This window comes from Stenotrophomonas sp. UBA7606 (genome assembly GCF_002477705.1).
Lineage (GTDB): Bacteria > Pseudomonadota > Gammaproteobacteria > Xanthomonadales > Xanthomonadaceae > Stenotrophomonas.
In genome coordinates, this window is sequence record NZ_DLJW01000093.1 from 1 (window position 1) to 22,776 (window position 22,776).

Here is a 22,776-nt window from a genome sequence, read left to right on the forward strand (position 1 = left end):
GGATGCTGTCGTCGCCGAGGATCTTGCGGGTTTCCCAGACCAGCTTCATTTCTTCCTTGGTGAAGCCGTTGTCCAGGAACTCATCGATATGCGGGATCAGGTTGAAGGCGATCTGCATCGGGAACTTCTTCGGCTCGATCTCCTGGAAGCCCAGCAGCTGCGCGGTCTGCTTGCCCAGCTCTTCCATGCCGGTCTGGCCAGCGCCGGACACCGACTGGTAGGTGGCGATGTTGATGCGCTCGATGCCGTACTCGCGGTGGATCGGCGCCAGCACCGGCATCAGCTGCATGGTCGAGCAGTTCGGGTTGGCGATGATGCCGCGCGGACGGTTCCTGGCCGCCTCCGGGTTGACCTCGGACACCACCAGCGGCACGTCGTCGTCGTAACGGAAGGTCGACGAGTTGTCGATCACCACCGCGCCAGCAGCGGCGAACTTGGGCGCGAATTCCTTGGAGATACCGCCACCGGCCGAGAACAGCGCAATCTCGACGCCAGCCGGGTCGAACGTGGCCAGGTCCTGGATGGTGATCTTGTCGCCTTCAAAGTCGACCTGCTGGCCGGCCGAACGCTCGGAGGCAAGCAGGGTCAGCTTGCTGATCGGGAAATTGCGCTCGGCCAGGATGGCCAGCATGGTCTGGCCGACAGCGCCGGTGGCGCCAACAACGGCTACGTGGAAACGACGGGCTTCATTGCTCATGGGGATACTCGAAAGATAGGAGGGGGTAGACACACATCGAGCCAGGTTCGGGGAACCTCCAGCGCACGGCCACGGAGGCTCCCTATCGTTTTTTATCGCCGATTTTTTTGCCGGCCACGCACAGACGCGCAGTGCCGCTGGTCAGCAGTTCGGCATTGAGGGCATTGGCCGGCTGGCCGGCATCGGCACCGATGCCCAGGCCGGCCAGCAGGTTGTCGACCGCCAGCTGCACCATCGCCCGGCGCGTTGCCAGCGAGGCGCTGCCGATATGCGGGGTCAGCACGATATTGCGCAGCGCCAGCAGCTCCGGGCGCACATCGGGTTCGTTCTCGTATACATCCAGTGCCGCCGACGCCAGCCGGCCATTGGCCAGCGCCTCGGCCAGCGCCAGCTCATCGACGATGCCACCACGGGCGATGTTCACCAGCGTCGCGCTGGGCTTCATCCTGGCCAGCGCGGCGGCATTGATGAGGTGATGGTTCTGCGCGGTATACGGCAGCACCAGCACCAGGTGATCGACGCTGGCAAGCAGCGTATCGAAATCGACGTAGCGGGCACCGACCGCCTGCTCCTGCTCGGCCGGCAGCTGCGAACGGTTGTGGTACAGCACCTTCATGCCGAAGCCGTGGTGACCACGGCGGGCAATGGCCTGGCCGATCCGGCCCATGCCCAGGATGCCCAGCGTGCTGCCGTGCAGGTCGGCGCCGAGCATGGTGGTGAACGACCACTGCCCCCACTGGCCCTCGCGCAGCCAGCGGTCGGACTCGACGATACGGCGTGCCGCCGCCATCAGCAGCGAAAAACCAAGATCGGCGGTGGTTTCGGTGAGAACGTCAGGGGTATTGCTGGCGACGATGCCGGCCGCGCTCAGGGCGGCAACATCCAGGTTGTTATAGCCAACGCCGACATTGGCGATCATCTTCAACGCTGGCGCGTTGGCGACTTCCGCCGCACCGATGCGGTCGTTGAGGGTAACCAGGGCGCCGTCGACCTCGGCCAACCGGGCCGCGATTTCAGCGCCGCTGTGGGCACTCACCTGCGCGGTGGCAACCACGTCGCAGTACGCCGCCAGCTGCGCGACGGTATCGTTGAACAGGGGCTGCGATACCCAGACGCGGGGCCGCCGATCAGCCATCGAGCTGACCGGGAATACGCGGGCTCATGTCACCGACATCGCCGCACTGGGCACGATGGCGCATGGCCTGGTCCATCAGCACCAGTGCCAGCATCGCCTCGGCGATGGGGGTGGCACGGATGCCGACGCAGGGGTCGTGGCGACCGGTGGTGATGACCTCCACCGCATTGCCGGCCGTATCCACCGTGGCACCGGGCAGGCGCAGGCTGGAGGTCGGCTTGAGCACCATGGCCGCGACAATCTGCTGGCCAGTGGAAATACCGCCGAGGATGCCGCCGGCATGGTTGGACTGGAAACCCTGCGGGGTGATCAGGTCACGGTGTTCGGTGCCCTTCTGCGCGGCACTGGCGAAGCCGTCGCCAATCTCCACGCCCTTGACCGCATTGATGCTCATCAGCGCCGCGGCGATATCGCCATCGAGCTTGCCGTAGATCGGCTCGCCCCAGCCCGGCGGCACGCCATCGGCAACCACGGTGACGCGCGCACCGACCGAATCACCGGACTTGCGCAGCGCATCCATATAGGCCTCCAGCGCCGGCACCTGATTGGCGTCGGGCCAGAAGAAGGGATTGTCTTCGACTGCGTTCCAGTCAAAGCCGGCCGGGGTGATCTCGCCCAGCTGCGACAGATAGCCGCGCACGCTGACGCCGAAACGCTGCAGCAGCCACTTCTTGGCGATGACGCCAGCGGCCACGCGCATGGTGGTTTCGCGCGCCGAAGAGCGGCCACCGCCACGCGGGTCACGGATGCCGTACTTCTGCCAGTAGCTGTAGTCGGCATGGCCCGGGCGGAACTGCTGGGCGATGTTGCTGTAGTCCTTGCTGCGCTGGTCGGTGTTGCGGATCAGCAGGGCGATCGGCGTACCAGTGGTGCGGCCTTCATAGACCCCGGACAGGATCTCGACCTCGTCGGCCTCCCGGCGTGCCGAGGTATGGCGGCTCTTGCCGGTGGCCCGGCGCTGCAGATCGTGGGCAAATTCCTCGGGCGTGATCTCCAGACCGGGAGGACACCCATCGATCACGCAGCCGATCGCCGGCCCGTGGGATTCACCGAAGGTGGTAACGCGGAGGAGTTGTCCGAAGGTATTCAATGCCGTTGTGCTCTTGCGGTTGCTCTTGCGGTTGCTCTTGCGGTTGCTCTTGCGGTTGCTTTGATGCCGTCATTCCCGCGAAGGCGGGAATCGCTCTTGCTCTTGCTCTTGCTCTTGCTATTGATTGTGCTCTTGCCTCACGCCAGCCAAGCAAAGGCCGTAGCCAGAGCCAGAGCCAAAGCGATTCCCGCCTTCGCGGGAATGACGACCTTGAAAGCAAGGGCTCGAAGCCAAAGCCAACACCAAAAGCAAAACCAAAACCAAAACCAAAACACTACCCAACTATCTCATCCCACAAATCCCGCCACTCGGGATTCACCTCTTCCACCAACCGCAACTTCCACTCCCGGTTCCACTTCTTCAGCTGCTTCTCGCGAAGAATCGCCGCTTCCATGCACCCGTGAAGCTCGTACCAGACCAGCTTGTCCACGTTGTAGCGCTTGGTAAAACCCTCAACCACATGCTGCCGGTGTTGCCAGGTCCGCGCCACCAGGTTGCTGGTGACGCCGATGTAGAGCGTGCCGTGTTTCTTCGATGCCAGAAGATAGACGGCGGGTTGTTTCATTCACTCTCGCTCAAGAGCCAGAGCGATCCCCGCCTTCGCGGGGATGACGAGCCAAAACAGGAGCAGAGCGCATCACGCCCGCGCAGCTGCCAACTCGGCGATGCGTGCATGGTGCGCACGCAGCTCAGCCGCTTCGACCGCGAAGATGCCCATCTGCCCGACCTTGAACTCGATCCATGACATGAACACCTCCGGCAGCAGCTTGATCAGGTGCTGTTCGGAATCGCCCACTTCGCAGATCAGCAAGCCGTCTTCGGTCAGATGGTCCGGCGCATCGCGCAGGATCTTCAGCACCAGGTCCAGACCGTCGTCGCCGGCGCGCAGGGCCAGGTCCGGCTCGTGCTGGTATTCCTTGGGCAGCGCGTCGGTCTCGTCATTGGTGACGTACGGCGGGTTGGTTACGATCAGGTCGTAGACGCGCCCCTGCAGGCCGGCGAACAGGTCGCTCTTGACCAGCTCCACGTTGTGGGCGAGCAGGCGTTCCTTGTTCTCCACCGCCAGCGACAGCGCGGCGTCATTGACGTCACTGCCATCCACCTGCCAGTTGGGGTAGTAATGGCCCATGGCGATGGCGATGCAGCCGGAGCCGGTACACAGGTCCAGCGCGCGATTGACGTCACGGCCAGCCAGCCACGGCTCGAAGCCATTGAGGATCAGCTCGGCGATCGGCGAGCGCGGCACCAGCGCACGGTCATCGCTCTTGAAGCTCAGGCCGGCAAACCAGGCCTCGCCGGTCAGGTAGGCGGCCGGCAGGCGTTCATCGATGCGGCGCTGGAACAGCGCCAGCACCTGCTGCCGCTCCTCCAGCAGCAACCGCGCCGTGCCATAGGCCGGGCCCAGGTCCGGCGGCAGGTGCAGGCTGTGCAGGGTCAGCTGGGTGGCCTCGTCCAAGGCGTTGTCGTAACTGTGGCCGAAGCTCAGCCCGGCAGCATTGAAACGGCTTGCGCCGTAGCGGATCAGATCGACGATCGTATGGAGTTCAGCGGCCGCTTCGGCAGTCATGGCAATACGGAAATACTTGAAAGGTCTGCGATTATAGGCATCCGACCGGTATATTGACTGCCCAGTTGCAGCCGAAACTTCGGCTTTGGCACCAAAAGGCAGCCAAACGCCGGCCAAACCACCGGGATGTACGCCTGCAATCCCCTACACTCCCGTATCCCGCCCACGGCGGACGCCCTGTCCTGCCGCCGTACCCGAACGGAAGCCCGCGCGCATGTTCAATCGAAACACCGGCATCATCCTGGCCATTGCCCTGGCCGCCGGCCTCGGCCTGCTGTTGGCGCAGAAGGTCTTTGGCCCCTCCAACAAGGGCAGCGAGGGCACCAGCAGCATCCTGTTCTATGGCACCCCGCGTACCCTGCCGGAGTTCGACCTGGCCCAATCCGATGGCACCCGCCTGATCCCCGGCGAGCTGCGCGGCCACTGGACCCTGGTATTCCTGGGCTTCACCTCCTGCCCGGACGTGTGCCCGACCACCCTGACCGAACTGGCCCAGGCCCAGAAACAATGGGAAACCATCCCCGACAGCCTGCGCCCGCGCGTGGTGCTGGTGTCGGTGGACCCCGAGCGTGACACCCCGACGCGACTGGGCGAGTACGCCCACGCCTTCCACAAGGACACGCTTGCAGCCACCGCCGACGTGCCCTCGCTGGAGCGTTTTGCCACCTCGCTGGGCATGGTGTTCCAGAAGGCCCCGGGCAAGCACTTCGAGCAGAACCCGGACGACTACAGCATGGACCACTCTGCCAGCATCGCCGTGCTCGACCCGCAGGGCCGGCTGGCCGGCCTGATGCGCCCCCCGTTCAACCCGCAGGCCATTGCCAGCGACCTGATCAAGCTCACCGAGAAATCCGCACCATGAGTCTGGTTACACGCCTCACCTATGTATTGCCGCACCGCCTGCTGTCGTCGATCGCCCGCTCGCTGGCCTATTCGCAGAACCGGCGCATCTCGCGCTGGCTGATCGACACGGTGACCGCCAAGTTCAACGTCAACCTGGCCGAAGCCGCCAACCCGGACCCGCGCAGCTACCCCAGCTTCAATGCCTTCTTCACCCGTGCCCTGAAACCGGGCGCACGCGTGCCCGCTGCCGATCCGCGCACCCTGACCATGCCTGCCGACGGCCGCATCAGCCAGCTGGGACCGATCGAGGAAGGCCGCATTTTCCAGGCCAAGGGCCAGTCGTTCACCGCCGCCGAGCTGCTGGGCGATGCCGCCGATGCGGTGCCGTTCAACAATGGCCTGTATGCCACCGTGTACCTGTCGCCGCGCGACTACCACCGCGTGCACATGGCCTGGACCGGCACCCTGCGCGAAACCGTGCATGTGCCCGGCCGGCTGTTCAGCGTCGGCACCGATGCGGTGGCCAATGTGCCACGCCTGTTTGCCCGCAATGAGCGCCTGGTCTGCCATTTCGACACCGATTTCGGGCCGATGGTGCAGGTGATGGTCGGTGCACTGCTGGTCAGTGGTGTGGAAACGGTATGGAGCGGCGAGGAAATCCCCGCCTATGGCGACCGCATCACCCGCAAGGACTGGCGTGGCAAGGGCATCACCCTGGAGCGTTTTGCCGAAATGGCGCGTTTCAATTACGGATCGACCGTGATCGTGCTGCTGCCGCCGGGCGTCGCCGATTTTGATCCGGCCCTCAAAGCCGAGAGCCCGGTGCAGCTGGGCCAGGCACTGGCGAAGCTGCGCTGAGGGGGCAACGGCAGCAACGGCGTCAAGCCGCGACGCCCAGGATGCCGCAGGAAGTGCGTAGTACCGGCACCTGCGGCGGCATGAGCCAATACCGAAATGGAAAAGGGCGCCTTGTGGCGCCCTTTCTGCTTCAGCGATCGCAGCCCTCCAACCGCAGCGTCTGGCCTTGTCGCAATGCATAGGCAGGGGCGCGCAGGCCGTTGGCACGGGCCAATGCCGGCACGTCACACTGGAAGCGGCTGGCGATACGGCCCAGGGTGTCGCCCTTGGCAACCTTGTAGGTACGCACCGCCGGGCGGCGTGCCGGCGCCGCCGGGCGCGGCGCCGCAACCGGGGCAACCACCGGGGAGGCGGCCTGCGCTGCCTGCATCGCCTGTACGTCGCCCACGGCCACGCTGCCGGTGAAGGTCGCCGCCGAGGGCCGCTTGATCGCCGCGTTCAGGTCGGCGGTGATCAGCGCGCGGGCCAGATCGGCACGCGGGCCGCTGACGCAATAGCGGTTGTACAGGCCGGCAATGCGGGTGGTGGCGTTGATGGTGGTGCCGGCCGGAATCCAGCCGTCAGCCTCATAACGCGGATTGAGGTTGCGCAGCGCGCGCATGTAACCGTCACGGGTACCAGTGCTGCCCAGGCAGATGGTCAGTTCGTAGATGGTGGTGGACTTGGCCAGGCGGATCGTCGCCGGCTGCGCGTTGACCTTGGGAAACTCCACGCCGTACTGCTGCGGGTGCAGGAAAATCCAGGCCGCGGCAATCACCATCGGCACATAATCCTTGGTCTCGCCCGGGAACTGGTTGTACGAGGAGTCCGTCCAGAAGCTCTGGCCACCGGTCTCGCGGTAGATGCGGGCGGCACGGCCCTCGCCCCCGTTGTAGGCGGCCAAGGCATATTCGATGTTCTTGTTGAGCCCGCGCATGCGCTCGTTCATGTAGGCCGCACTGGCCTCTGCCGCACTACGGGGATCAAAACGGGTGTCGAAGCCGGTGCCGTCCGGGCCCAGGCCAAAACGACGGCCGGTGGCTGGCATGAACTGCATCAGCCCCGCAGCCCCCACCCGCGAGGAGGCATGTACGCGTCCATTGGATTCCTTGGCCATGATGCCGAACAACATGGCTTCCGGCAGCCCGCCCTTCTCCCACTCGGGCCACATCACCGCACGCAGGTTCATGTAGTTCTCGTAGCTGGTCAGCAGCGCCGGGCGCATGTCGGTCAGCCAGCGGCGGATGCCGGCCTGGATGGCCGGGTTGTATTCCACCATGTCGTCGAACGCATGCCGGTGGTCATTGAGCAGGGCCGCCGCACGCGCCGCTTCAGGCACGTCGGCCACCAGCGGGGCGATATGGTCGGGGTCTGCCTCCAGCGGGCCGACATCCTCGTCGCCCTGCTCCGCGCCGGCGTTGTCGGACTGCGCCTTGAGCAGGCGCTTGTAGGTGCTGAGCAGAGCACTGACCTGGCAGCCCTTCTGCGCGATGCAGGCGCTGATCACGTCCTCCATGTCTTCCAGCGCCGCGTTGCCCTCGGCCGTGCCCTTGGGGTCGGCGTTGTTGACCAGCACCAGCGCATCGGAATAACGCTTCTCCGCGGCGGCCATGCGTGCCTCGATCGCCTGCACCCTGGCGGTGTCACGCGCCGACAGCGCCTGCGCCGCCGGGACCACGGCCAACAAACCGGCTGCCACCAGCAGCGGCAACGGACGAACTGCAAACAGGGAAACGGGCATCAGGGGCACAACTGGCGAAAGGTTAGGCAGGGTAGCCGCCGGACTCACCCGGGGGCAACATTGCCACCGCGCCGATACAGTGGGCCGTTAGAATCCCCCCCTTCATTCATCAATGAGTGCCTCCATGGACCCGATCCTGCTCGGCAAAGGCGTCACCGACGACATCGCCGTCACCCTGCTCCCGCGTTTCGGCAACCGCCACGGTCTGGTGGCCGGTGCTACCGGTACCGGCAAGACGGTGACCCTGATGACGCTGGCCGAGGGCTTTTCGCGACTGGGCGTGCCGGTGTTCCTGGCCGATGTGAAGGGCGATGTGGCCGGCCTGGCTGTGGCCGGCGACGGGGGCGAAAAGCTGGCCCAGCGCGCGGCCGAGATCGGCGTGGACGGCTATGCGCCGGCCGCCAGCCCGGTGGTGTTCTGGGACCTGTACGGCAAGCTCGGCCACCCGGTGCGCACCACGGTCAGCGAGATGGGCCCCACCCTGCTCTCGCGCATCCTCGAACTCAACGACACCCAGGCCGGCGTACTCGACATCGTCTTCAAGCTGGCCGACGACCGCGGCCTGCTGCTGCTTGACCTGGACGACCTGCGCGCCCTGCTCGGCCTGGTGGCCGAGGAGCGCAAGGACATCTCCACCGAGTACGGGCTGGTCAGCGCGCAGTCGGTGGCCGCCATCCAGCGCTCGCTGCTGCGCCTGTCGCAGGACGGCGGCGAAGCCTTCTTTGGTGAGCCGGCGCTGGAACTGGCCGACATCATGCGGGTCAACCACGACGGCCGGGGCGTGGTCGGCATCCTCGCCGCGGCCCAGTTGATCCTCAAACCGCGCCTGTATTCCACCTTCCTGCTGTGGCTGCTGTCCGAGCTGTTCGAGCAACTGCCGGAAGTGGGCGACCTGGAAAAGCCCAAGCTGGTCTTCATCTTCGACGAGGCGCACCTGCTGTTCGACGACGCGCCGGCGGCGCTGGTGCAGCGCATCGAGCAGGTGGTGCGCCTGATCCGCTCCAAGGGCGTGGGTGTGTACTTCTGCTCGCAGTTCCCGGACGACGTGCCGGCCAATATCCTTGGCCAGCTCGGCAACCGGGTGCAGCATGCGCTGCGCGCCTTCACCCCGCGCGACCAGAAGGCAGTCAAGACGGCGGCCGAAACCTTCGTGCAGAACCCCAAGCTCGACGTGGTGGCGACCCTGTCGCAGTTGGGCACCGGCGAGGCGCTGGTGTCCACGCTGCAGGACAAGGGCATTCCCTCGCCGGTGCAGAAGACCCTGATCGCGCCGCCGCGCTGCCGGATGGGCTCGATCACCGATGCCGAGCGCGCCCAGGTGCGTGCCGGCAGCCCGGTCGGCACCCGCTATGACAACGCCATCAACCGTGAGTCGGCCGCCGAACTGCTGGCCCAGCGCGCGGAGAAGGCCGCCGAACAGGCGCAGGCGCCAGCCGCACGCAGCCGCCAGCAGGACGAGGCACAGGAAGGCGGTTTCAGCCAGAGCATCAAGGACGCCATCTTCGGCACCAAGCGCCGCCAAGGGATGATCGAGACCATGGCCAAGCAGACCACGCGCACCGTCGGCACCAAGCTGGGCAACCAGATCGTGCGCGGCATCCTTGGCAGCATCTTCGGCGGCAAGCGCTGAGCATGCGCAGCAGCGCTCCCCATGGCGCGGGCACCGGCTTGCTGTTGGCAATGCTGATGGTTGGCTGCACGCCGGCGCAGCCAACCGTGGAACCGTCTGCAGCAGCGGCAACGACGCAGGCCGAGGCGCTGGCGGAGGGCGTGGGCAACGAAAGCCAGGCGACCACCGTCCGGTCCGCTCTTACGCCTGCGTACGTCGCCACAACTCCGGCTGCACTGCAGGGCACCTATAGCGTGGGCGGCGTGGGAACCCGCACCCTGGAACTCAAACCCAATGGCCGTTACGCGCTCAAGGGCGGCGCGGTCTGGGATCTGGTGGAAAGCACCTGGGCGCTGGAACAAGGCGGCACCCACCTGCGCCTGCGCCGCGATCACCGGCAGAGCGAAGATCTGCTGTTTGGTGTGGAATCTGCCGATGTACTGGTATTGCTGAACGCCGATGGCAGCCCCACCTCCCTGCGCAGCACCCTTGATCGAGTGAAGAAGTGAGCCGCTGGCGTCCCCCTGCAGAAAAAAGCACCGCCCTGATCACCGCACAGGGCCACGCCCGGCTCAAGGCCGAGCTGGATGAGCTGTGGCGGCAGCGACGGCCGGAAGTGGTCAAGGCGCTGGCCGCCGCAGCTGCCGAAGGCGACCGCTCGGAAAACGCCGAGTACACCTACCGCAAGAAGCAGCTGGGCGAGATCGACCGCCGCGTGCGCTACCTCAGCAAGCGGCTGGAAGCCCTGCGTGTGGTCGACACCACGCCCAGCGACCCGGAAGCCGTGTTCTTCGGCGCGACAGTGGAGCTGGAGAACGTCGACTCCGGACAGACCGTCATCTACCGGATCGTCGGTCCCGACGAAACCGATGCGCCGGCGGGCTGGATCAGCATCGATTCGCCGCTGGCACGGGCGCTGCTCAAGAAGCGCATCGATGACGCGTTCGCGGTGGAGCTGCCCGGCGGCCTGACCCGCTTCGCGATCCTCGACGTCAGCTACGACAGCAACTGAGCGGCGGCGGATAGCAGCGCCCGTCACGCAGCGGGCGGAAATAATCGCGCTGCTGGAAGAAGGCAGCGTCCTGCGCGGCATGCCAACCGGGGATGCCGGCCAAGGGCAGCGGCCGCAGTTCGGAAGGATCGCTCAGCACTGTCCCGTGCGCGATGGCCCCGGCAACCGCCGTGACGCTGTGCGCATCATCCTCGGCGAGCACCACCACCGCCTTGCCCACCTGCAACCGCCCCGGCAGCAGCGCCTGCTCCAGCAAGGCGTGGCCAATGACTGCGGACACGGCGATATCACCGCGTTGCCAGGCCGTCGTGTTGAACAGGCTGGACCAGTCGTGCCGGTCCCAGGCAGCCAGCAAGCCGGCATCTCGCAGCCGCACGATCACCCCTGTCTCATCGAACTGGGTCAGCGCCGCCTGCGCGCGATTGCGTTGACTTGGCCCCATCACTGCGATGTGCCAGCACTGCTGCGCATTGAGCGCACGTTTGATCGCGGGGTGGCGTGCCCACACCAGTGCGTTGAACAGGTCATGCCAGTTCTGCGCGCGGGTGGCGATACGGCCCTGCGCAATTCGCTGTTCGTAGTGCAAGCCGTCATCCAGCAGCGCGTCGTCCTGGGTCACGAAGCACTTTTCCTGCACGCGCAATAGCGCATTCAACACATCGATGCCGGGCCAATCGTCCGAATGCATCAATGCTTCAAAATCGTGGAAGTCCGCAAACAGCGGATGATCAAAGCAGCGCGGATCCACCTGCCCGCGCAATGGCGCTATAAAACGACGCCGGCCCACGCCGGCATCGCTTGCGACCGGTGCTGTGGTCACAGCACCTTGAGGTCGAACGGTGCAGCCTTGGCTTCGATGAGCGCATCGCCGAACAGATCGTGCTCGTCGCTGTCGGTGATCTCGACGTTGACGAAGTCGCCAACGCGCAGCTTGGCTTCATCGGCATTCTGGATATGCACCAGACCATCGATTTCGGGCGCATCGGCCTTGGAGCGGGCAACGGCGATGCCGTCTTCGATGGCATCGACCAGGCATTGCTGCACGCTGCCGATCTTGGCTTCGAGCTTGGCGGCGGAAATGGCGGCCTGTTTTTCCATGAAACGGGCCAGACGCTCCTGCTTCACTTCCTCCGGCACCGGATCCGGCAGTTGGTTGGCCGTTGCACCTTCCACCGGCGAATAGGCGAACGCACCGACGCGGTCGAGCTGGGCGGTGTCCAGGAATTCCAGCAACTGCTCGAACTCGGCATCGGTCTCGCCCGGGAAGCCGACGATGAAGGTGGAGCGCACGGTGATGTCCGGCGCGATCTCGCGCCAGCGCAGCACCCGCTCCAGGGTCTTGTCGACCGCACCCGGGCGCTTCATCAGCTTGAGGATGCGCGGGCTGGCGTGCTGGAACGGGATGTCCAGGTACGGCAGGATCTTGCCCTCGGCCATCAGCGGCACCACGTCGTCGACGTGCGGGTACGGATAGACATAGTGCAGGCGGGTCCAGGCATCGAGCTCGGACAGGCCTTCGCACAGCGCCTTCATCCGCGTAGCGTATTCCTTGCCGCGCCAGGTGCCCGGCGCGTATTTGCGGTCCACGCCATAGGCCGAGGTGTCCTGCGACACCACCAGCAGCTCGCGCACGCCCCCCTTGACCAGGCGCTCGGCCTCACGCAGCACCTCGTCGACCGGCCGCGACACCAGGTCGCCACGCATCGAGGGAATGATGCAGAAGCTGCAACGGTGGTTGCAGCCTTCGGAAATCTTCAGATAGGCGTAATGGCGCGGGGTCAGCTTGATGCCGTAGTCCGGCACCAGGTCCACGAACGGATCGTGCTTGGGGGGCAGCGCGGCATGCACCGCCTCCATCACCGTGGTGTAGTCCTGCGGACCGGATACTGACAGCACGTCCGGGTAATGCTCGCGGATCATTTCGCCCTTCTTGCCCAGGCAGCCGGTGACGATAACCTTGCCGTTCTCGTTCATCGCCTCGCCGATCGCGTCCAGCGATTCGGCCACGGCCGAGTCGATGAAGCCGCAGGTATTGACCACCACCACGTCGGCCGAGTCGTAGGACGGCACGATGCTATAGCCCTCCACCCGCAGTTGGGTGAGGATGCGCTCGGAATCGACTAGGGCTTTCGGGCAGCCAAGGCTGACGAAGCCGACTTTGGGGTTCAGCTGGGACATGATCTGGAAATCCTGGGGCCGGGCCGGAATGGCAGCGGGGCCGGAAAGCCGGGCAGTATACCGGGCCGAAGGCGCGGCGCCCTGCGGCTGGCTTAATAGGCGCTGGGGTTGATAATCAATCAACCGCAGCAATGCCCTGCTTAAGCCCCTCTCCCGCTTGCGGGGTGAAAGAGGGGCGCTTACGAACCACCGGTTCGTGCCCTGTTGAACGCCCTTGCGCCAGCGCAAGGGCCGGGGCGCGGAGCGGAGCGGGGGGGGTGAGGGGGAAGCTTCTGGCAAGCAGACCCGCCGCTTTAAGAGCTCCCCTCATCCGCCCCTGCGGGGCACCTTCTCCCGCAGGCGGGAGAAGAAACACCGCCTTTCGCCGTATCAATCCGGAGTCTCCCCCATGCCCAACTGGATCACCCTCCCCACCCCACTCGGCCCGGTCCGCGCCTGGCAGGACCTGCCTTCCGGCAACCCTCGCGCCGGCCTGGTGGTCATACAGGAAATCTTCGGCGCCAATGCGCATATCCGCCATGTCGCCGAGCAGTACGCCGGCGAGGGCTATGCGGTGTTGGCGCCCTCCTTCTTCGACCTGATCGAACCGGACCTGCAGCTGGACTATGACGCGGACGGCGTCAGCCGCGGCAAGGCGCTGGTCGACGAGCTGGGCGTGGACCGCGCGGTAACCGTGGTCGAAGCCGCCGCCGCCGTGCTGGCGCCCTATGGCAAGGTCGGCACGGTCGGCTACTGCTGGGGCGGCACCATCGCCATGTTGGCCGCGCAACGGCTGGGCCTGCCCTCGGCCAGTTACTACGGCGCACGCAACGTACCGTTCCTGGATGCAGCGTTCAAAGCCCCGGCGATCTTCCACTTTGGCGACCAGGACGCCTCGATTCCGGCCGCCGCCGTTGCAGCGCACCGTGAAAAGCAACCCGACTTGCCTGTATATGTCTATCCAGCCGACCACGCCTTCAACCGCGAGGTCGGCATGCACTACCACCCAGCCAGCGCCAACCTGGCGCGCGAACGCACCTTGGCCTTCTTCAGCGAGAACCTGCGATGACCGAAGCTGTGACGTCCGATTTCGTACTTGACACCCGCCTTGCCGCCGACAGCGTGCTGATTGCCGATGGCCCCCTGTCGCAGATCCGCTTGATGAACGACGACCGCTTCCCCTGGGTCGTGCTGGTACCGCGCGTACCGGATGCGAGCGAGTGGATCGACCTGGACGGCGCCCAGCAACGCCTGCTGCTGGCTGAGATCAACCAGATTTCGCAGCACCTGAAGCAGAAGCCCAACGTCACCAAGATCAATATCGGTGCGCTCGGCAACATCGTGCGCCAACTGCACGTGCACCTGATCGGTCGCCACGAGGGTGACGCCGCTTGGCCGGGACCGGTATGGGGCAGCGGCAAGGCACAGCGCTTTGATGCCGATGTACTGGCCGAGCGTGTCGAAATCTGGCGCCAGCGGCTACGATAAGCGCCTACTCACTTACGGAACCCGCAAGCCGATGCGCTCCAATCTGATCGCCGCCCTGATTCTGATCATCGTCGGCCTGTTCTTCCTGGCCAAGAACCTTGGCTGGATCAACGGCAACATCGGCGCCATGCTGGCCACCTGGTGGCCCGCCATCCTGGTGGCCGTCGGCATTGGCATGCTGTTCGGACGCGGCAAGTAAGCCGCTCCGCCGGGATTTGCACAAAAAAAGGCGCCTGACGGCGCCTTTTTCTTTCCCGCCAGGGCGCACTCAGGTGCGCGGCAGGGTCACCCCGGTCTGGCCCTGGTACTTGCCACCGCGGTCCTTGTACGAGGTTTCGCAGATATCGTCCTTGTCGGCCTGGAAGAACAGCATCTGTGCCACACCTTCGTTGGCGTAGATGCGGGCCGGCAGCGGCGTGGTGTTGGAGAACTCCAGCGTCACATGGCCTTCCCACTCCGGCTCCAGCGGGGTGACATTGACGATGATGCCGCAGCGCGCGTAGGTACTCTTGCCCAGGCACACCACCAGGGTGTCACGCGGGATACGGAAGAACTCCACCGTACGCGCCAGCGCAAAGGAGTTCGGCGGGATGATGCATTCATCCGCCTCGATATCGACAAAGCTCTTCGGATCGAAGTGCTTGGGGTCAACGATGGTCGAGTTGATGTTGGTGAACACCTTGAACTCACGCGAGCAACGCACGTCGTAGCCGTAGCTGGAGGTGCCATAGCTGACGATGCGCTGGCCGTCGACCTGCTTGACCTGGCCGGCCTCGTACGGCTCGATCATGCCGTGCTGCTCTGACATGCGGCGGATCCAGCGGTCGCTCTTGATACTCATTCATTGGTCCTGGTTGGGGCGCCGGGGCGGTGCCGCGGCCGGGGGTGATGGATTCTAGCCCAGCTGGGGCAGCGGCCGCAGGGCGCCATACCGGCCGCCACCGACAACCACCCGCCCGGCTCAGAGCAGCGAGGAGACGATGGGAATGCTGGCCCGCGGCCGCTTTGCCAGCTCCTCGGCCAGGCGTTGCGCCGCCGCCAGATAGGCCTGGGCCGCCGCCGACTGCGGTTGTGCCACCACGATCGGTGCACCCACGTCCCCCTGTTCACGGATGGCGATATCCAGCGGCAGCGAGCCCAGCAGCGGCACGCCGTACTGCTCGGCCATGCGCTGTCCGCCGCCCTCGCCGAACAGATGCTCGACATGGCCGCAGTTGCTGCAGGTATGCACGGCCATGTTCTCGACGATGCCCAGCACCGGCACCTCGACTTTTTCGAACATGTTCAAGGCCTTGCGCGCGTCCAGCGTGGCAATGTCCTGAGGCGTGGTGACGATGACCGCGCCGGCCACCGGGATCTTCTGCGACAGGGTCAGCTGGATGTCGCCGGTGCCCGGCGGCAGGTCGATCAACAGGAAGTCCAGGTCATCCCACAGGGTGTCGTTGAACAGCTGGGTCAAGGCCGAGGTCGCCATCGGCCCGCGCCAGATCATCGGCGAGTCCGGCTCGATCAGGAAGCCGATCGACATGGCTTCCACCCCGAATGCCCGCAGTGGCTCGATGCTCTTGTTGTCCGGGCTTTCCGGGCGCCCGCTCAGCCCCAGCATGGCCGGCACGCTGGGGCCGTAGATATCGGCGTCCAGTACGCCGACCCTGGCACCCAGCGCTTTCAACGCCAAGGCCAGATTCACCGCCGTGGTGGACTTGCCCACCCCGCCCTTGCCCGAGCCAACCGCAATGACATTGCGGATACGCGGATGAGGCGACAGCCCCTTCTGCACTTTGTGGGCACCGCCCAGCGGAATCGACCGACTCACGTACAACCTCTGCATTTTTCCAAGCGCGAACTATAGCGCGAGCTGTCGTTCGCGCTTCAAATGCACGCTGTCAAGGGCGTCCGTCGATTCGATATACATCTTTTGCGGACTCGATGTACCCGCATTGATGAACAAGGACCCAAGCATTGAAATCGCGGGTAAAGCCACCGTAAATCGCAAGCAGGCACATGCCGGGGTCCTACGTACCACGAAACACCACACCCTAAGGCGCCTACTGATCGCAACAGCCAATGTCCACCTCGGGGATATCCACCCTCAACAGGCTGTCAATCAGGCACTTACCGGCTAGAACACCGCCTTGCGGCCAGCAATTGCCACCCACCAATTTGACCCGCAAGCCCAAAGCACCCCAACTTCCTGAGGCTGCACGCCCCACAGCAGGCGCAAAAAAACTCTCCATACGCTTACGTACCCAGACAAGTGCGATACCTGATCTGCACCCCTCGCTACTGACCTCGAAACAACACCCAATGTAGGTAAGAACGCTGCCGATCACTGGAAATTATGCAAATTCGAGCAAAAACCTTTGCCAATCACCAACTAGATGTTGGCACTTTTCGCGATTGATGACCATGGCATGAACAGTTGACGCCAAAGATTAACCATGTGTTAATCGGAGTACATCGGCACTGTAACGATTGCATCTGCAACAAAACACGCAACTCCAAGACTGCCCGACCACGCTGCCGATCAAGGGGGCAAGTTTTGGCTTCTTATCCAAGGGGAAACAAATGACTTATCGGAACTCGCTCAGCCGCAATCCGCTGAGCTATGCATTGGCCTCTGCACTTGCATTCACCTCGGCTGCACCGGCTTTTGCACAGGAAGCTGCGGAACAGAAGACCAATCCACCCGCCTCGGCAGCAACAACCGACCTGGACAGGGTTTCGGTTGTCGGTTCGCGAATCAAGCGCGTTGATGTCGAAGGCCCCGCTCCGGTTACCGTGATCACGCGTGCCGACATCGACCGCGAGGGTTTCCAGACCGTCGGCGACATGCTTCAGACTCTGTCCCAGAACACCAGCGCCTCTTTCACCGGTGACCTTGCCGTGAGTGGCTTTACCCCCAACGCACAGGTCGTCAATTTGCGTAACCTCGGCCCGGGTTACACGCTTACCTTGATCAATGGCCGGCGTCCCGCCCAGTACCCGCAGCCCTACAATCGCGACAACAACGTCGTCAACGTCAAAGCCATTCCAATGGCCATCGTTGAACGTATGGAAGTGCTGACCGGTGGCGCCTCGGCGATTTATGGTTCCGATGCGGTTGCAGGCGTGGTCAACATCGTTCTGCGCGAAAACTTCGACGGCAATGAACTGCGCGGAACCGCCGGCACCACCCAAGAGGGTGGCGGCGACAGCATCAACCTCGAGTACACCGGCGGCCGCTCCGGTGACCGTTGGAGCACGACCTTCGCGCTGCAGTATGGTGAGAACGAGCCCGTATTCGGAACCCAGCGCGACTTCATGGCTGATACCCGCAACAATCCTTGGGGTCTGACACTCCAGCCATCGCTGTCGCTCGTCGCCATCAGTGCAGCCGGTCTGGCTGGGCCTGCCGGCCACAACATTCTCGAACTGACGCCAGAACAATGCGCAGCATTTGGATATGCCCCCGGTAACTCCCCCACCCGTGGTGACTGGTGCGGCTCCTACACCCAGGATGGTTCGCGCAGCATCTGGAATAAGAACAGCTTCTACTCCGGTTACATCAGCGGCAAGTACGACTTCAACGACAATATCGAAGGCTTCTCCAGCCTGACGTACTACGAGGCGGACTCCAAGGCCAGCTCTGGCACTGAATTCTGGGGGACGGGCGGTAGCCCGTTTACGCCGGCTGGCGTGTTCTACGACCCCAACTTTGGCGACCTGTTGCAGTTGCAGCGCGTGTTCAATCCTTTCGAACTCGGTGGTAACGAGGCAGCCTCGACGCTGTACAGCGAGAAGACCTGGGACATCACCCTGGGTGCACGCGGCACTTTTGCCGATCGCTTCGATTGGGAAGTCTATGCAGCCCACTCCGAGTACAGCTACAAGTCCAACACCCCGCGTCTGTTGGCTAAAGCCGTCCATGACTACTTCCTGGGCGACCAGCTCGGAACGATTTCCGGCTATCCGATCTATGAGCTCAACATGGATCGTTACACCTCGCCGATTACTCCGGATATTTATCGTTCCTTCTCCACCCGCGTGATCAATAAGGGCGAAACATCCTCGTCCACCTTGAACTTCAACTTCTCCGGCGACCTGTTTGAACTGCCAGCTGGCCCACTCGGCTTCGCCGGTGTTATCGAAGGCGTCCGTCAGGCAACGACACTTGAGAGTGATCCTCGCACCAATCCGCTGCGCCCGATCGATGAGCAAACCGTCTACAACCTCGTAAGCTCGGGCCGCACCGACGGCGAGCGTGATCGCTATGCTATCGGCGCGGAGTTCCGCGTTCCGATCTTCGACAGCCTGAGTGCGAATTTGGCTGCTCGCTGGGATAAGTACGACGATATCACCGCGGTTGATGACGCCGTCACCTACAACTTGGGTCTCGAGTGGCGTCCGTTCAGCAACCTGCTGGTGCGTGGCACCTACGCGACCAGCTTCAAGGCGCCTGACATGCAGCTGGTCTACGCCGAGGGTGCTGCATCGTATGCATCGATTCTGGACGAATACTCCTGCCGGTCGGGCTTGGGTCTTGGTCAGCCGCTTGATGCAAACGGCAACCCGATCCCGCGCCGTACGGCCGACTGTAATGTCAGTGGTGATCGCACCATCTACCAGGCCCAGAGCACCATTGCCGGCAACCCTGGCCTGAAGGAAGAAGAAGGCAAGTCGATCAGTGCAGGCTTTGTCTGGGACATCATTGATGGCATGTCGCTGTCGGTGGATTACTGGCGTATCAAGCTGGAAGATGCAGCTTCCCAGTTGGATTCCTCATACCTGCTCGAAACCGAAGCAGCATGCCGACTGGGCTCCTATGAGGATCCCAGCAAGCCAGCGCCCAGCGCCAGCATCTGCAACAACGTGCTTTCGCTGATCACCCGCACAAGCGCCCCAGGCACCACTCTGGACGGTCGTGTCGAGCGCATCAACCAAGCCTATGTTAATACCGCGTTGCGCGACATCAGTGGCATCGACAGCACCTTCCGCTATCGCTTGATCACTGATCGCTGGGGCACCTTCCGCTTCGAGAACAGCTACTCGCTCAACCTTACGAACAAGTACAAGGAACTGCAGGAAGACCCGCTCGTCGATTACCGTGATATGAGGCCGATCGTGTTCTATCCCGAGCGCAGCCGTCTGCGTGCTACCGCAAGCTGGGAGTACAACGACTGGACGACAACCTTGTATGCCAGCCGCATGGGTTCGGCTTGGACCAAGCGCGCAACCACGCCCAATCAGTGCTACACCGGCGTGAACAGCGGCATCTGCTGGGGCCGCCGACTAGCTCCGTTCATCCTCTGGAACGCGTCTGTTGCCAAGGACTTCGGCCCCAATGTCACCGCTCAGTTCACGGTGGTCAACGCGTTCAACAAGCAGTACCGCAATGACCCGGGTAACAACACCTATCCGTACTTTGATCCATACATTGGCGCCGATCCGCTGGGCCGTCGGTTCTACATGAGCGTTTCGTACAAGTTCTGATGAACTCGAGAGCCCGGCACACCGCCGGGCTCTCTTTGCGGGTGGACCACAGATCAGATCGAAATACAGGAGCAAGGACTAGACCCCATGGATTATCTGAAATCCGCAGTACTCGCGGCAGCTCTACTGACAACCAACACCGCCTTCGCAGACGCACAGCCATCCGTCAAGGATTTTGTTGGGCATCCCGCTTATGGCACTGCACGCATATCCCCGACCGGCAGCTACCTAGCTGTCACCGTCGACAATGGCGATCAGGACATTCTGACGATCCTCCGCGCCAGCGACCTCAAACCAATGAAGGTCGTACAGCTCCCCGACAAGAAGAGTGTTGGGCAGTTTGTCTGGATTTCACCCGAACGTCTGATGTTCAACTCGGTCAAGAAACTGGGCGGGTACGCACAGCCATTCGCCCTTGGCGAATGGTATGCCGTCAACGCTGACGGCACCCAATCCGTCCCGGTGATCTTCCGTGGTACACGCGATGCCACGCAACGCGGAAAGACAGTCGGCTCGGAGTCGTATTCCTTGCTGGACACTCTCAAGGGTGATGACCGAAACGTGATCATGCAGGCCCGCTACCCGCGATCGAGCGAAGGCGCAGGCACCGAGGTCGTCCGCGTAGACACAATAAGTGGCAGACGCACATCGCTGGGACGAGCACCAAAATCAAACTGTTCCATCGCACTGGATGCGGACAAAGCTCCGCGTTTCGCCGTGTGCTCGTCGACGCGTGACGAGTCTGGTGAATACGATGAACGTACAGAGCTGTATCGCCGTGATGGCCAGAACTGGACCTTGGTCAATGCTTCTGCAACCGACGGAAAGCATCTTTCGGTAGAACGCACCTCCGATAACGGCACCGTTTTCGCTTGGCAGGATGACGGCAAGGCTCCCGCCGCCCTAGGCACACTTGACACTGCCAACGGCGATTTTAAACAGCTCTTCGTCGATCCAATCGCCGAGGTATCCCAGCTGATATGGTCGACAGATCGCAACAGCATCATTGGTGCTGTCACCGAGGCCGGCGCTCCAAAAGTCACCCTGATTGATGAAACCAATCCAGATGCGGAACTCTACGCATCGCTGGCAAATGCTTTTGCAGGTCAGAAGGTAGATTTTTCAAGCTATACCGATGACGGCAACCAGATCCTGGTTTCCGTGTACAGCGATAGCAATCCCGGGGAGCTGTATTTGTTCGACCGCGGAACCGGCAAAGCTCGTTTTCTGATGTCGCGCATGGCGCATCTAAACAAGGACAAGATGGCCACCACCAGGCCCTTCTCTTTCAATGCCCGCGATGGTCGTCTGATCCATGCGTTCCTGACGCTGCCCAACGGCTCTGATGGCAAGAACCTGCCGCTTATCGTGAACCCCCACGGCGGCCCGATCGGCCCGCGGGACAACTGGGGTTTCAACCCGGAAGCACAGCTGTTTGCCAGCCGTGGCTATGCCACCTTGCAGATCAACTATCGCGGCTCCGGCGGCTACGGCAAAGGCTTCCAGGACGCTGGTCATCAGCAATGGGGCCAAGGCATCCAGAACGACATCCTTGACGCTACGCATTGGGTCATCAATCAAGGCTACGCAAACAGGGACAGAATCTGCATTTATGGCGGCAGTTTCGGCGGTTACTCCTCGCTGATGGCACCTATTCGTGAACCCGGCTTGTTCAAGTGCACCTTCGGCTATGTGGGGGTCTATGACGTCGACATGATGTTCAAGAAAGGAGATATTCCACAAAGCGATTTCGGCCAGAGGTACCTACGACGCACCCATGGAACGGACACCGCGCAATGGGCGCAGAACTCCCCGGCAAGGCGCGCAGCAGAAGTTAAAATACCGGTATATCTTGCGGCCGGTGCACGCGACGTCCGCACGCCCCCCGAACAGACCGAGTTGATGAACAAGGCTTTGATCGAAGCGGGCAACAAACCCGAAGGCATGATCATCCAGCCCGGCGAGATGCATGGCTTCTACGGCGAGGAGGCTCGCATCAATCTGTACACCGAAATGCTCAACTTCTTCCAGCGTCACATTGGCGACGGTACCGTTACCGTCGGCGAGGCCAGGAATGCCTCGGGAACCAAGTAAAAGGAGCCCGTCACGCCGGTAGTTTCAACACATCCGGTGGCAAAAAGGTGGCAAGGAGGAGGGAGCCCCCTTCTTCTTGCCAACTGTCTTTCTGCGTTGGCTCACCGGCCCGGCTAGAATCCACCAAGCACACCTGCACGGAAAAGCAACAGGGATTCGAATGAACAAAAGAACCGCACAAGTTGCCATCCTTACTGTCACATTGACACTCATGGCTCCCGCGATAGGAGGAGGCGCTACTCCGCATCCGGACCCAACTATCGATCCGGTGATGGTCACTTCCGGCTTCCTCAGCGGTCATCCGGATTTGCGGTTCAGACTACTCGCACTGCAAAAAAGAAGCGAAGGGAAGCAGACTGCTGCTTTCGAGTTTTTCATGCGCGCCGCGTACTACGGCGACAAGCCCTCGGCTGGAATGGTTGCTGAAATGTTATGGGACGGCACGGGGACACCTCAGGACCGGGCACAGGCATACGCATGGATGGATCTTGCGGCAGAACGCGGGTATGAAGGCTTTCTAGACCTTCGCGAACGCTACTGGGCAAAACTCGATGAAGCCGATCGAGAGCGTGCCATCGTTGTTGGACAGGACATCTATGCTCGCTACGGTGACGCTGCAGCTCTTCCACGAATCGCCAGAGCGTTGCGCTTTGAAAAGCGTCGGATGACGGGCAGCCGAACTGGATTCACTGGCAATCTGCGTATCGTGGTACCTGCACCAGGTGGCGGTACTGAAGAAATCGATGGCTCCAAATTTTATGATGAGCGCTACTGGGATCCCGTTCAGTACCAACAATGGCACGATGCCATCTGGCGCAAACCGCGTGTTGCCAGAGTTGACATCGGCGAGGTAAGGCAGCTGCCCCAGCCCGATTTGAATACACGCATTCCACAGGTCGACCCCATTCCGGATGATCCCGGGCAGGAGCTCCCACCCACCGATGAAATGCCGCTTCTGAATGGGAACCCAATTCGCCCCTGACACATGAAAGCTCCCTGCTTTCACGTAAGGGGCTTGTCAGAGAATGCAATCG

21 protein-coding genes are annotated in these 22,776 nt (G+C 62.9%); 11 read left to right on the plus strand and 10 right to left on the minus strand.

What is annotated here, in order from left to right; genetic code table 11:
* The 5 genes from B2527_RS11690 to prmB all read right to left on the minus strand — a co-directional run.
* On the minus strand, positions 1 to 697 hold a 697-nt coding region (locus B2527_RS11690; RefSeq protein ID WP_293712418.1), incomplete at its 3' end, for an aspartate-semialdehyde dehydrogenase.
* Between the two features lie 82 nt (positions 698 to 779).
* On the minus strand, positions 780 to 1,832 hold the full coding sequence (locus B2527_RS11695) for a 2-hydroxyacid dehydrogenase (RefSeq protein WP_293712419.1): 1,053 nt from the start codon (positions 1,830 to 1,832) through the stop codon (positions 780 to 782).
* The gene (gene aroC, locus B2527_RS11700) at positions 1,825 to 2,922 is read right to left on the minus strand and encodes a chorismate synthase (RefSeq protein WP_293712420.1); all 1,098 of its coding nucleotides are present in this window, start codon (positions 2,920 to 2,922) and stop codon (positions 1,825 to 1,827) included. Before aroC ends, B2527_RS11695 begins: the two co-directional genes overlap by 8 nt.
* A gap of 274 nt (positions 2,923 to 3,196) precedes the next feature.
* Positions 3,197 to 3,487 (minus strand): GIY-YIG nuclease family protein, encoded by a 291-nt coding sequence (locus B2527_RS11705; RefSeq protein WP_293712422.1) that lies wholly within the window; start codon positions 3,485 to 3,487, stop codon positions 3,197 to 3,199.
* Between the two features lie 72 nt (positions 3,488 to 3,559).
* The gene (prmB, locus tag B2527_RS11710) at positions 3,560 to 4,489 is read right to left on the minus strand and encodes a 50S ribosomal protein L3 N(5)-glutamine methyltransferase (protein ID WP_293712425.1); all 930 of its coding nucleotides are present in this window, start codon (positions 4,487 to 4,489) and stop codon (positions 3,560 to 3,562) included.
* Between the two features lie 214 nt (positions 4,490 to 4,703).
* Between prmB and B2527_RS11715 the strand changes: the two genes are divergently transcribed.
* On the plus strand, positions 4,704 to 5,351 hold the full coding sequence (locus tag B2527_RS11715; RefSeq protein ID WP_293712427.1) for an SCO family protein: 648 nt from the start codon (positions 4,704 to 4,706) through the stop codon (positions 5,349 to 5,351).
* On the plus strand, positions 5,348 to 6,190 hold the full coding sequence (gene asd, locus B2527_RS11720; RefSeq protein WP_293712428.1) for an archaetidylserine decarboxylase: 843 nt from the start codon (positions 5,348 to 5,350) through the stop codon (positions 6,188 to 6,190). The genes B2527_RS11715 and asd overlap by 4 nt, the downstream gene beginning before the upstream one ends.
* Before the next feature lie 130 nt (positions 6,191 to 6,320).
* On the opposite strand, the gene B2527_RS11725 is transcribed toward asd, so the two are convergent.
* The gene (locus B2527_RS11725) at positions 6,321 to 7,910 is read right to left on the minus strand and encodes a transglycosylase SLT domain-containing protein (RefSeq protein WP_293712429.1); all 1,590 of its coding nucleotides are present in this window, start codon (positions 7,908 to 7,910) and stop codon (positions 6,321 to 6,323) included.
* 124 nt (positions 7,911 to 8,034) lie between these two features.
* On the opposite strand from B2527_RS11725, the gene B2527_RS11730 reads away from it, so the two are divergent.
* From B2527_RS11730 to greB, 3 genes are read left to right on the plus strand one after another with little or no spacing between them, the layout of a single operon-like run.
* Positions 8,035 to 9,540, plus strand: coding sequence for a helicase HerA-like domain-containing protein (locus B2527_RS11730; RefSeq protein ID WP_293712431.1), 1,506 nt, complete (start codon positions 8,035 to 8,037; stop codon positions 9,538 to 9,540).
* Between the two features lie 2 nt (positions 9,541 to 9,542).
* Positions 9,543 to 10,028 carry a hypothetical protein gene (locus B2527_RS11735; RefSeq protein WP_293712433.1) on the plus strand — a complete coding sequence of 162 codons (486 nt, stop codon included), beginning with the start codon at positions 9,543 to 9,545 and terminating at the stop codon, positions 10,026 to 10,028.
* Positions 10,025 to 10,531, plus strand: a complete 507-nt coding sequence (greB, locus tag B2527_RS11740; RefSeq protein ID WP_293712435.1) for a transcription elongation factor GreB — start codon at positions 10,025 to 10,027, stop codon at positions 10,529 to 10,531. Before B2527_RS11735 ends, greB begins: the two co-directional genes overlap by 4 nt.
* Here greB and B2527_RS11745 read toward each other — a convergent pair.
* Both B2527_RS11745 and rimO read right to left on the minus strand, forming a co-directional pair.
* Positions 10,512 to 11,351: a DUF3025 domain-containing protein gene (locus tag B2527_RS11745; protein ID WP_293712437.1), complete on the minus strand. Its 840-nt coding sequence runs from the start codon at positions 11,349 to 11,351 to the stop codon at positions 10,512 to 10,514. The two genes, greB and B2527_RS11745, sit on opposite strands and share 20 nt — an antisense overlap.
* Positions 11,348 to 12,709: a 30S ribosomal protein S12 methylthiotransferase RimO gene (rimO, locus tag B2527_RS11750; protein WP_293712439.1), complete on the minus strand. Its 1,362-nt coding sequence runs from the start codon at positions 12,707 to 12,709 to the stop codon at positions 11,348 to 11,350. Before rimO ends, B2527_RS11745 begins: the two co-directional genes overlap by 4 nt.
* Before the next feature lie 388 nt (positions 12,710 to 13,097).
* On the opposite strand from rimO, the gene B2527_RS11755 reads away from it, so the two are divergent.
* Genes B2527_RS11755 through B2527_RS11765 form a run of 3 tightly spaced genes read left to right on the plus strand, consistent with a single transcriptional unit; the run spans position 13,098 to position 14,375 of the window.
* A complete protein-coding gene (locus tag B2527_RS11755) occupies positions 13,098 to 13,757 on the plus strand; it encodes a dienelactone hydrolase family protein (protein WP_293712442.1) in 660 nt (219 codons plus the stop codon).
* Positions 13,754 to 14,176, plus strand: a complete 423-nt coding sequence (locus B2527_RS11760; RefSeq protein WP_293712445.1) for an HIT domain-containing protein — start codon at positions 13,754 to 13,756, stop codon at positions 14,174 to 14,176. Before B2527_RS11755 ends, B2527_RS11760 begins: the two co-directional genes overlap by 4 nt.
* 31 nt (positions 14,177 to 14,207) lie before the next feature.
* On the plus strand, positions 14,208 to 14,375 hold the full coding sequence (locus B2527_RS11765) for a LiaI-LiaF-like domain-containing protein (protein ID WP_293712448.1): 168 nt from the start codon (positions 14,208 to 14,210) through the stop codon (positions 14,373 to 14,375).
* Positions 14,376 to 14,444: 69 nt separating this feature from the next.
* Here the strand turns inward: B2527_RS11765 and dcd are convergent, their stop codons facing one another.
* Together dcd and apbC are read right to left on the minus strand one after the other, a co-directional pair.
* On the minus strand, positions 14,445 to 15,017 hold the full coding sequence (gene dcd, locus B2527_RS11770; protein WP_293712451.1) for a dCTP deaminase: 573 nt from the start codon (positions 15,015 to 15,017) through the stop codon (positions 14,445 to 14,447).
* A gap of 120 nt (positions 15,018 to 15,137) precedes the next feature.
* Positions 15,138 to 15,980, minus strand: a complete 843-nt coding sequence (gene apbC / locus B2527_RS11775) for an iron-sulfur cluster carrier protein ApbC (RefSeq protein ID WP_293712468.1) — start codon at positions 15,978 to 15,980, stop codon at positions 15,138 to 15,140.
* Positions 15,981 to 16,651: 671 nt separating this feature from the next.
* On the opposite strand from apbC, the gene B2527_RS11780 reads away from it, so the two are divergent.
* The 3 genes from B2527_RS11780 to B2527_RS11790 all read left to right on the plus strand — a co-directional run bounded on the left by B2527_RS11780 (position 16,652) and on the right by B2527_RS11790 (position 22,724).
* A complete protein-coding gene (locus B2527_RS11780) occupies positions 16,652 to 19,648 on the plus strand; it encodes a TonB-dependent receptor domain-containing protein (protein ID WP_293712454.1) in 2,997 nt (998 codons plus the stop codon).
* 87 nt (positions 19,649 to 19,735) lie between these two features.
* Positions 19,736 to 21,742, plus strand: a complete 2,007-nt coding sequence (locus B2527_RS11785; protein ID WP_293712456.1) for an alpha/beta hydrolase family protein — start codon at positions 19,736 to 19,738, stop codon at positions 21,740 to 21,742.
* A 160-nt stretch (positions 21,743 to 21,902) separates the two neighbouring features.
* Positions 21,903 to 22,724, plus strand: a complete 822-nt coding sequence (locus B2527_RS11790) for a tetratricopeptide repeat protein (protein ID WP_293712459.1) — start codon at positions 21,903 to 21,905, stop codon at positions 22,722 to 22,724.
* The last annotated feature ends 52 nt before the right edge of the window (positions 22,725 to 22,776 follow it).

Excerpts from the sequence above, each read along its gene's own strand:
- B2527_RS11695 (WP_293712419.1), bottom strand. The coding sequence starts at position 1,832 with ATGGCTGATCGGCGGCCCCGCGTCTGGGTATCGCAGCCCCTGTTCAAC.
- B2527_RS11705 (WP_293712422.1), bottom strand. The coding sequence starts at position 3,487 with ATGAAACAACCCGCCGTCTATCTTCTGGCATCGAAGAAACACGGCACG.
- prmB (WP_293712425.1), bottom strand. The coding sequence starts at position 4,489 with ATGACTGCCGAAGCGGCCGCTGAACTCCATACGATCGTCGATCTGATC.
- B2527_RS11715 (WP_293712427.1), top strand. The coding sequence starts at position 4,704 with ATGTTCAATCGAAACACCGGCATCATCCTGGCCATTGCCCTGGCCGCC.
- asd (WP_293712428.1), top strand. The coding sequence starts at position 5,348 with ATGAGTCTGGTTACACGCCTCACCTATGTATTGCCGCACCGCCTGCTG.
- B2527_RS11725 (WP_293712429.1), bottom strand. The coding sequence starts at position 7,910 with ATGCCCGTTTCCCTGTTTGCAGTTCGTCCGTTGCCGCTGCTGGTGGCA.
- B2527_RS11730 (WP_293712431.1), top strand. The coding sequence starts at position 8,035 with ATGGACCCGATCCTGCTCGGCAAAGGCGTCACCGACGACATCGCCGTC.
- B2527_RS11735 (WP_293712433.1), top strand. The coding sequence starts at position 9,543 with ATGCGCAGCAGCGCTCCCCATGGCGCGGGCACCGGCTTGCTGTTGGCA.
- rimO (WP_293712439.1), bottom strand. The coding sequence starts at position 12,709 with ATGTCCCAGCTGAACCCCAAAGTCGGCTTCGTCAGCCTTGGCTGCCCG.
- B2527_RS11755 (WP_293712442.1), top strand. The coding sequence starts at position 13,098 with ATGCCCAACTGGATCACCCTCCCCACCCCACTCGGCCCGGTCCGCGCC.
- B2527_RS11760 (WP_293712445.1), top strand. The coding sequence starts at position 13,754 with ATGACCGAAGCTGTGACGTCCGATTTCGTACTTGACACCCGCCTTGCC.
- B2527_RS11765 (WP_293712448.1), top strand. The coding sequence starts at position 14,208 with ATGCGCTCCAATCTGATCGCCGCCCTGATTCTGATCATCGTCGGCCTG.
- dcd (WP_293712451.1), bottom strand. The coding sequence starts at position 15,017 with ATGAGTATCAAGAGCGACCGCTGGATCCGCCGCATGTCAGAGCAGCAC.
- B2527_RS11785 (WP_293712456.1), top strand. The coding sequence starts at position 19,736 with ATGGATTATCTGAAATCCGCAGTACTCGCGGCAGCTCTACTGACAACC.
- B2527_RS11790 (WP_293712459.1), top strand. The coding sequence starts at position 21,903 with ATGAACAAAAGAACCGCACAAGTTGCCATCCTTACTGTCACATTGACA.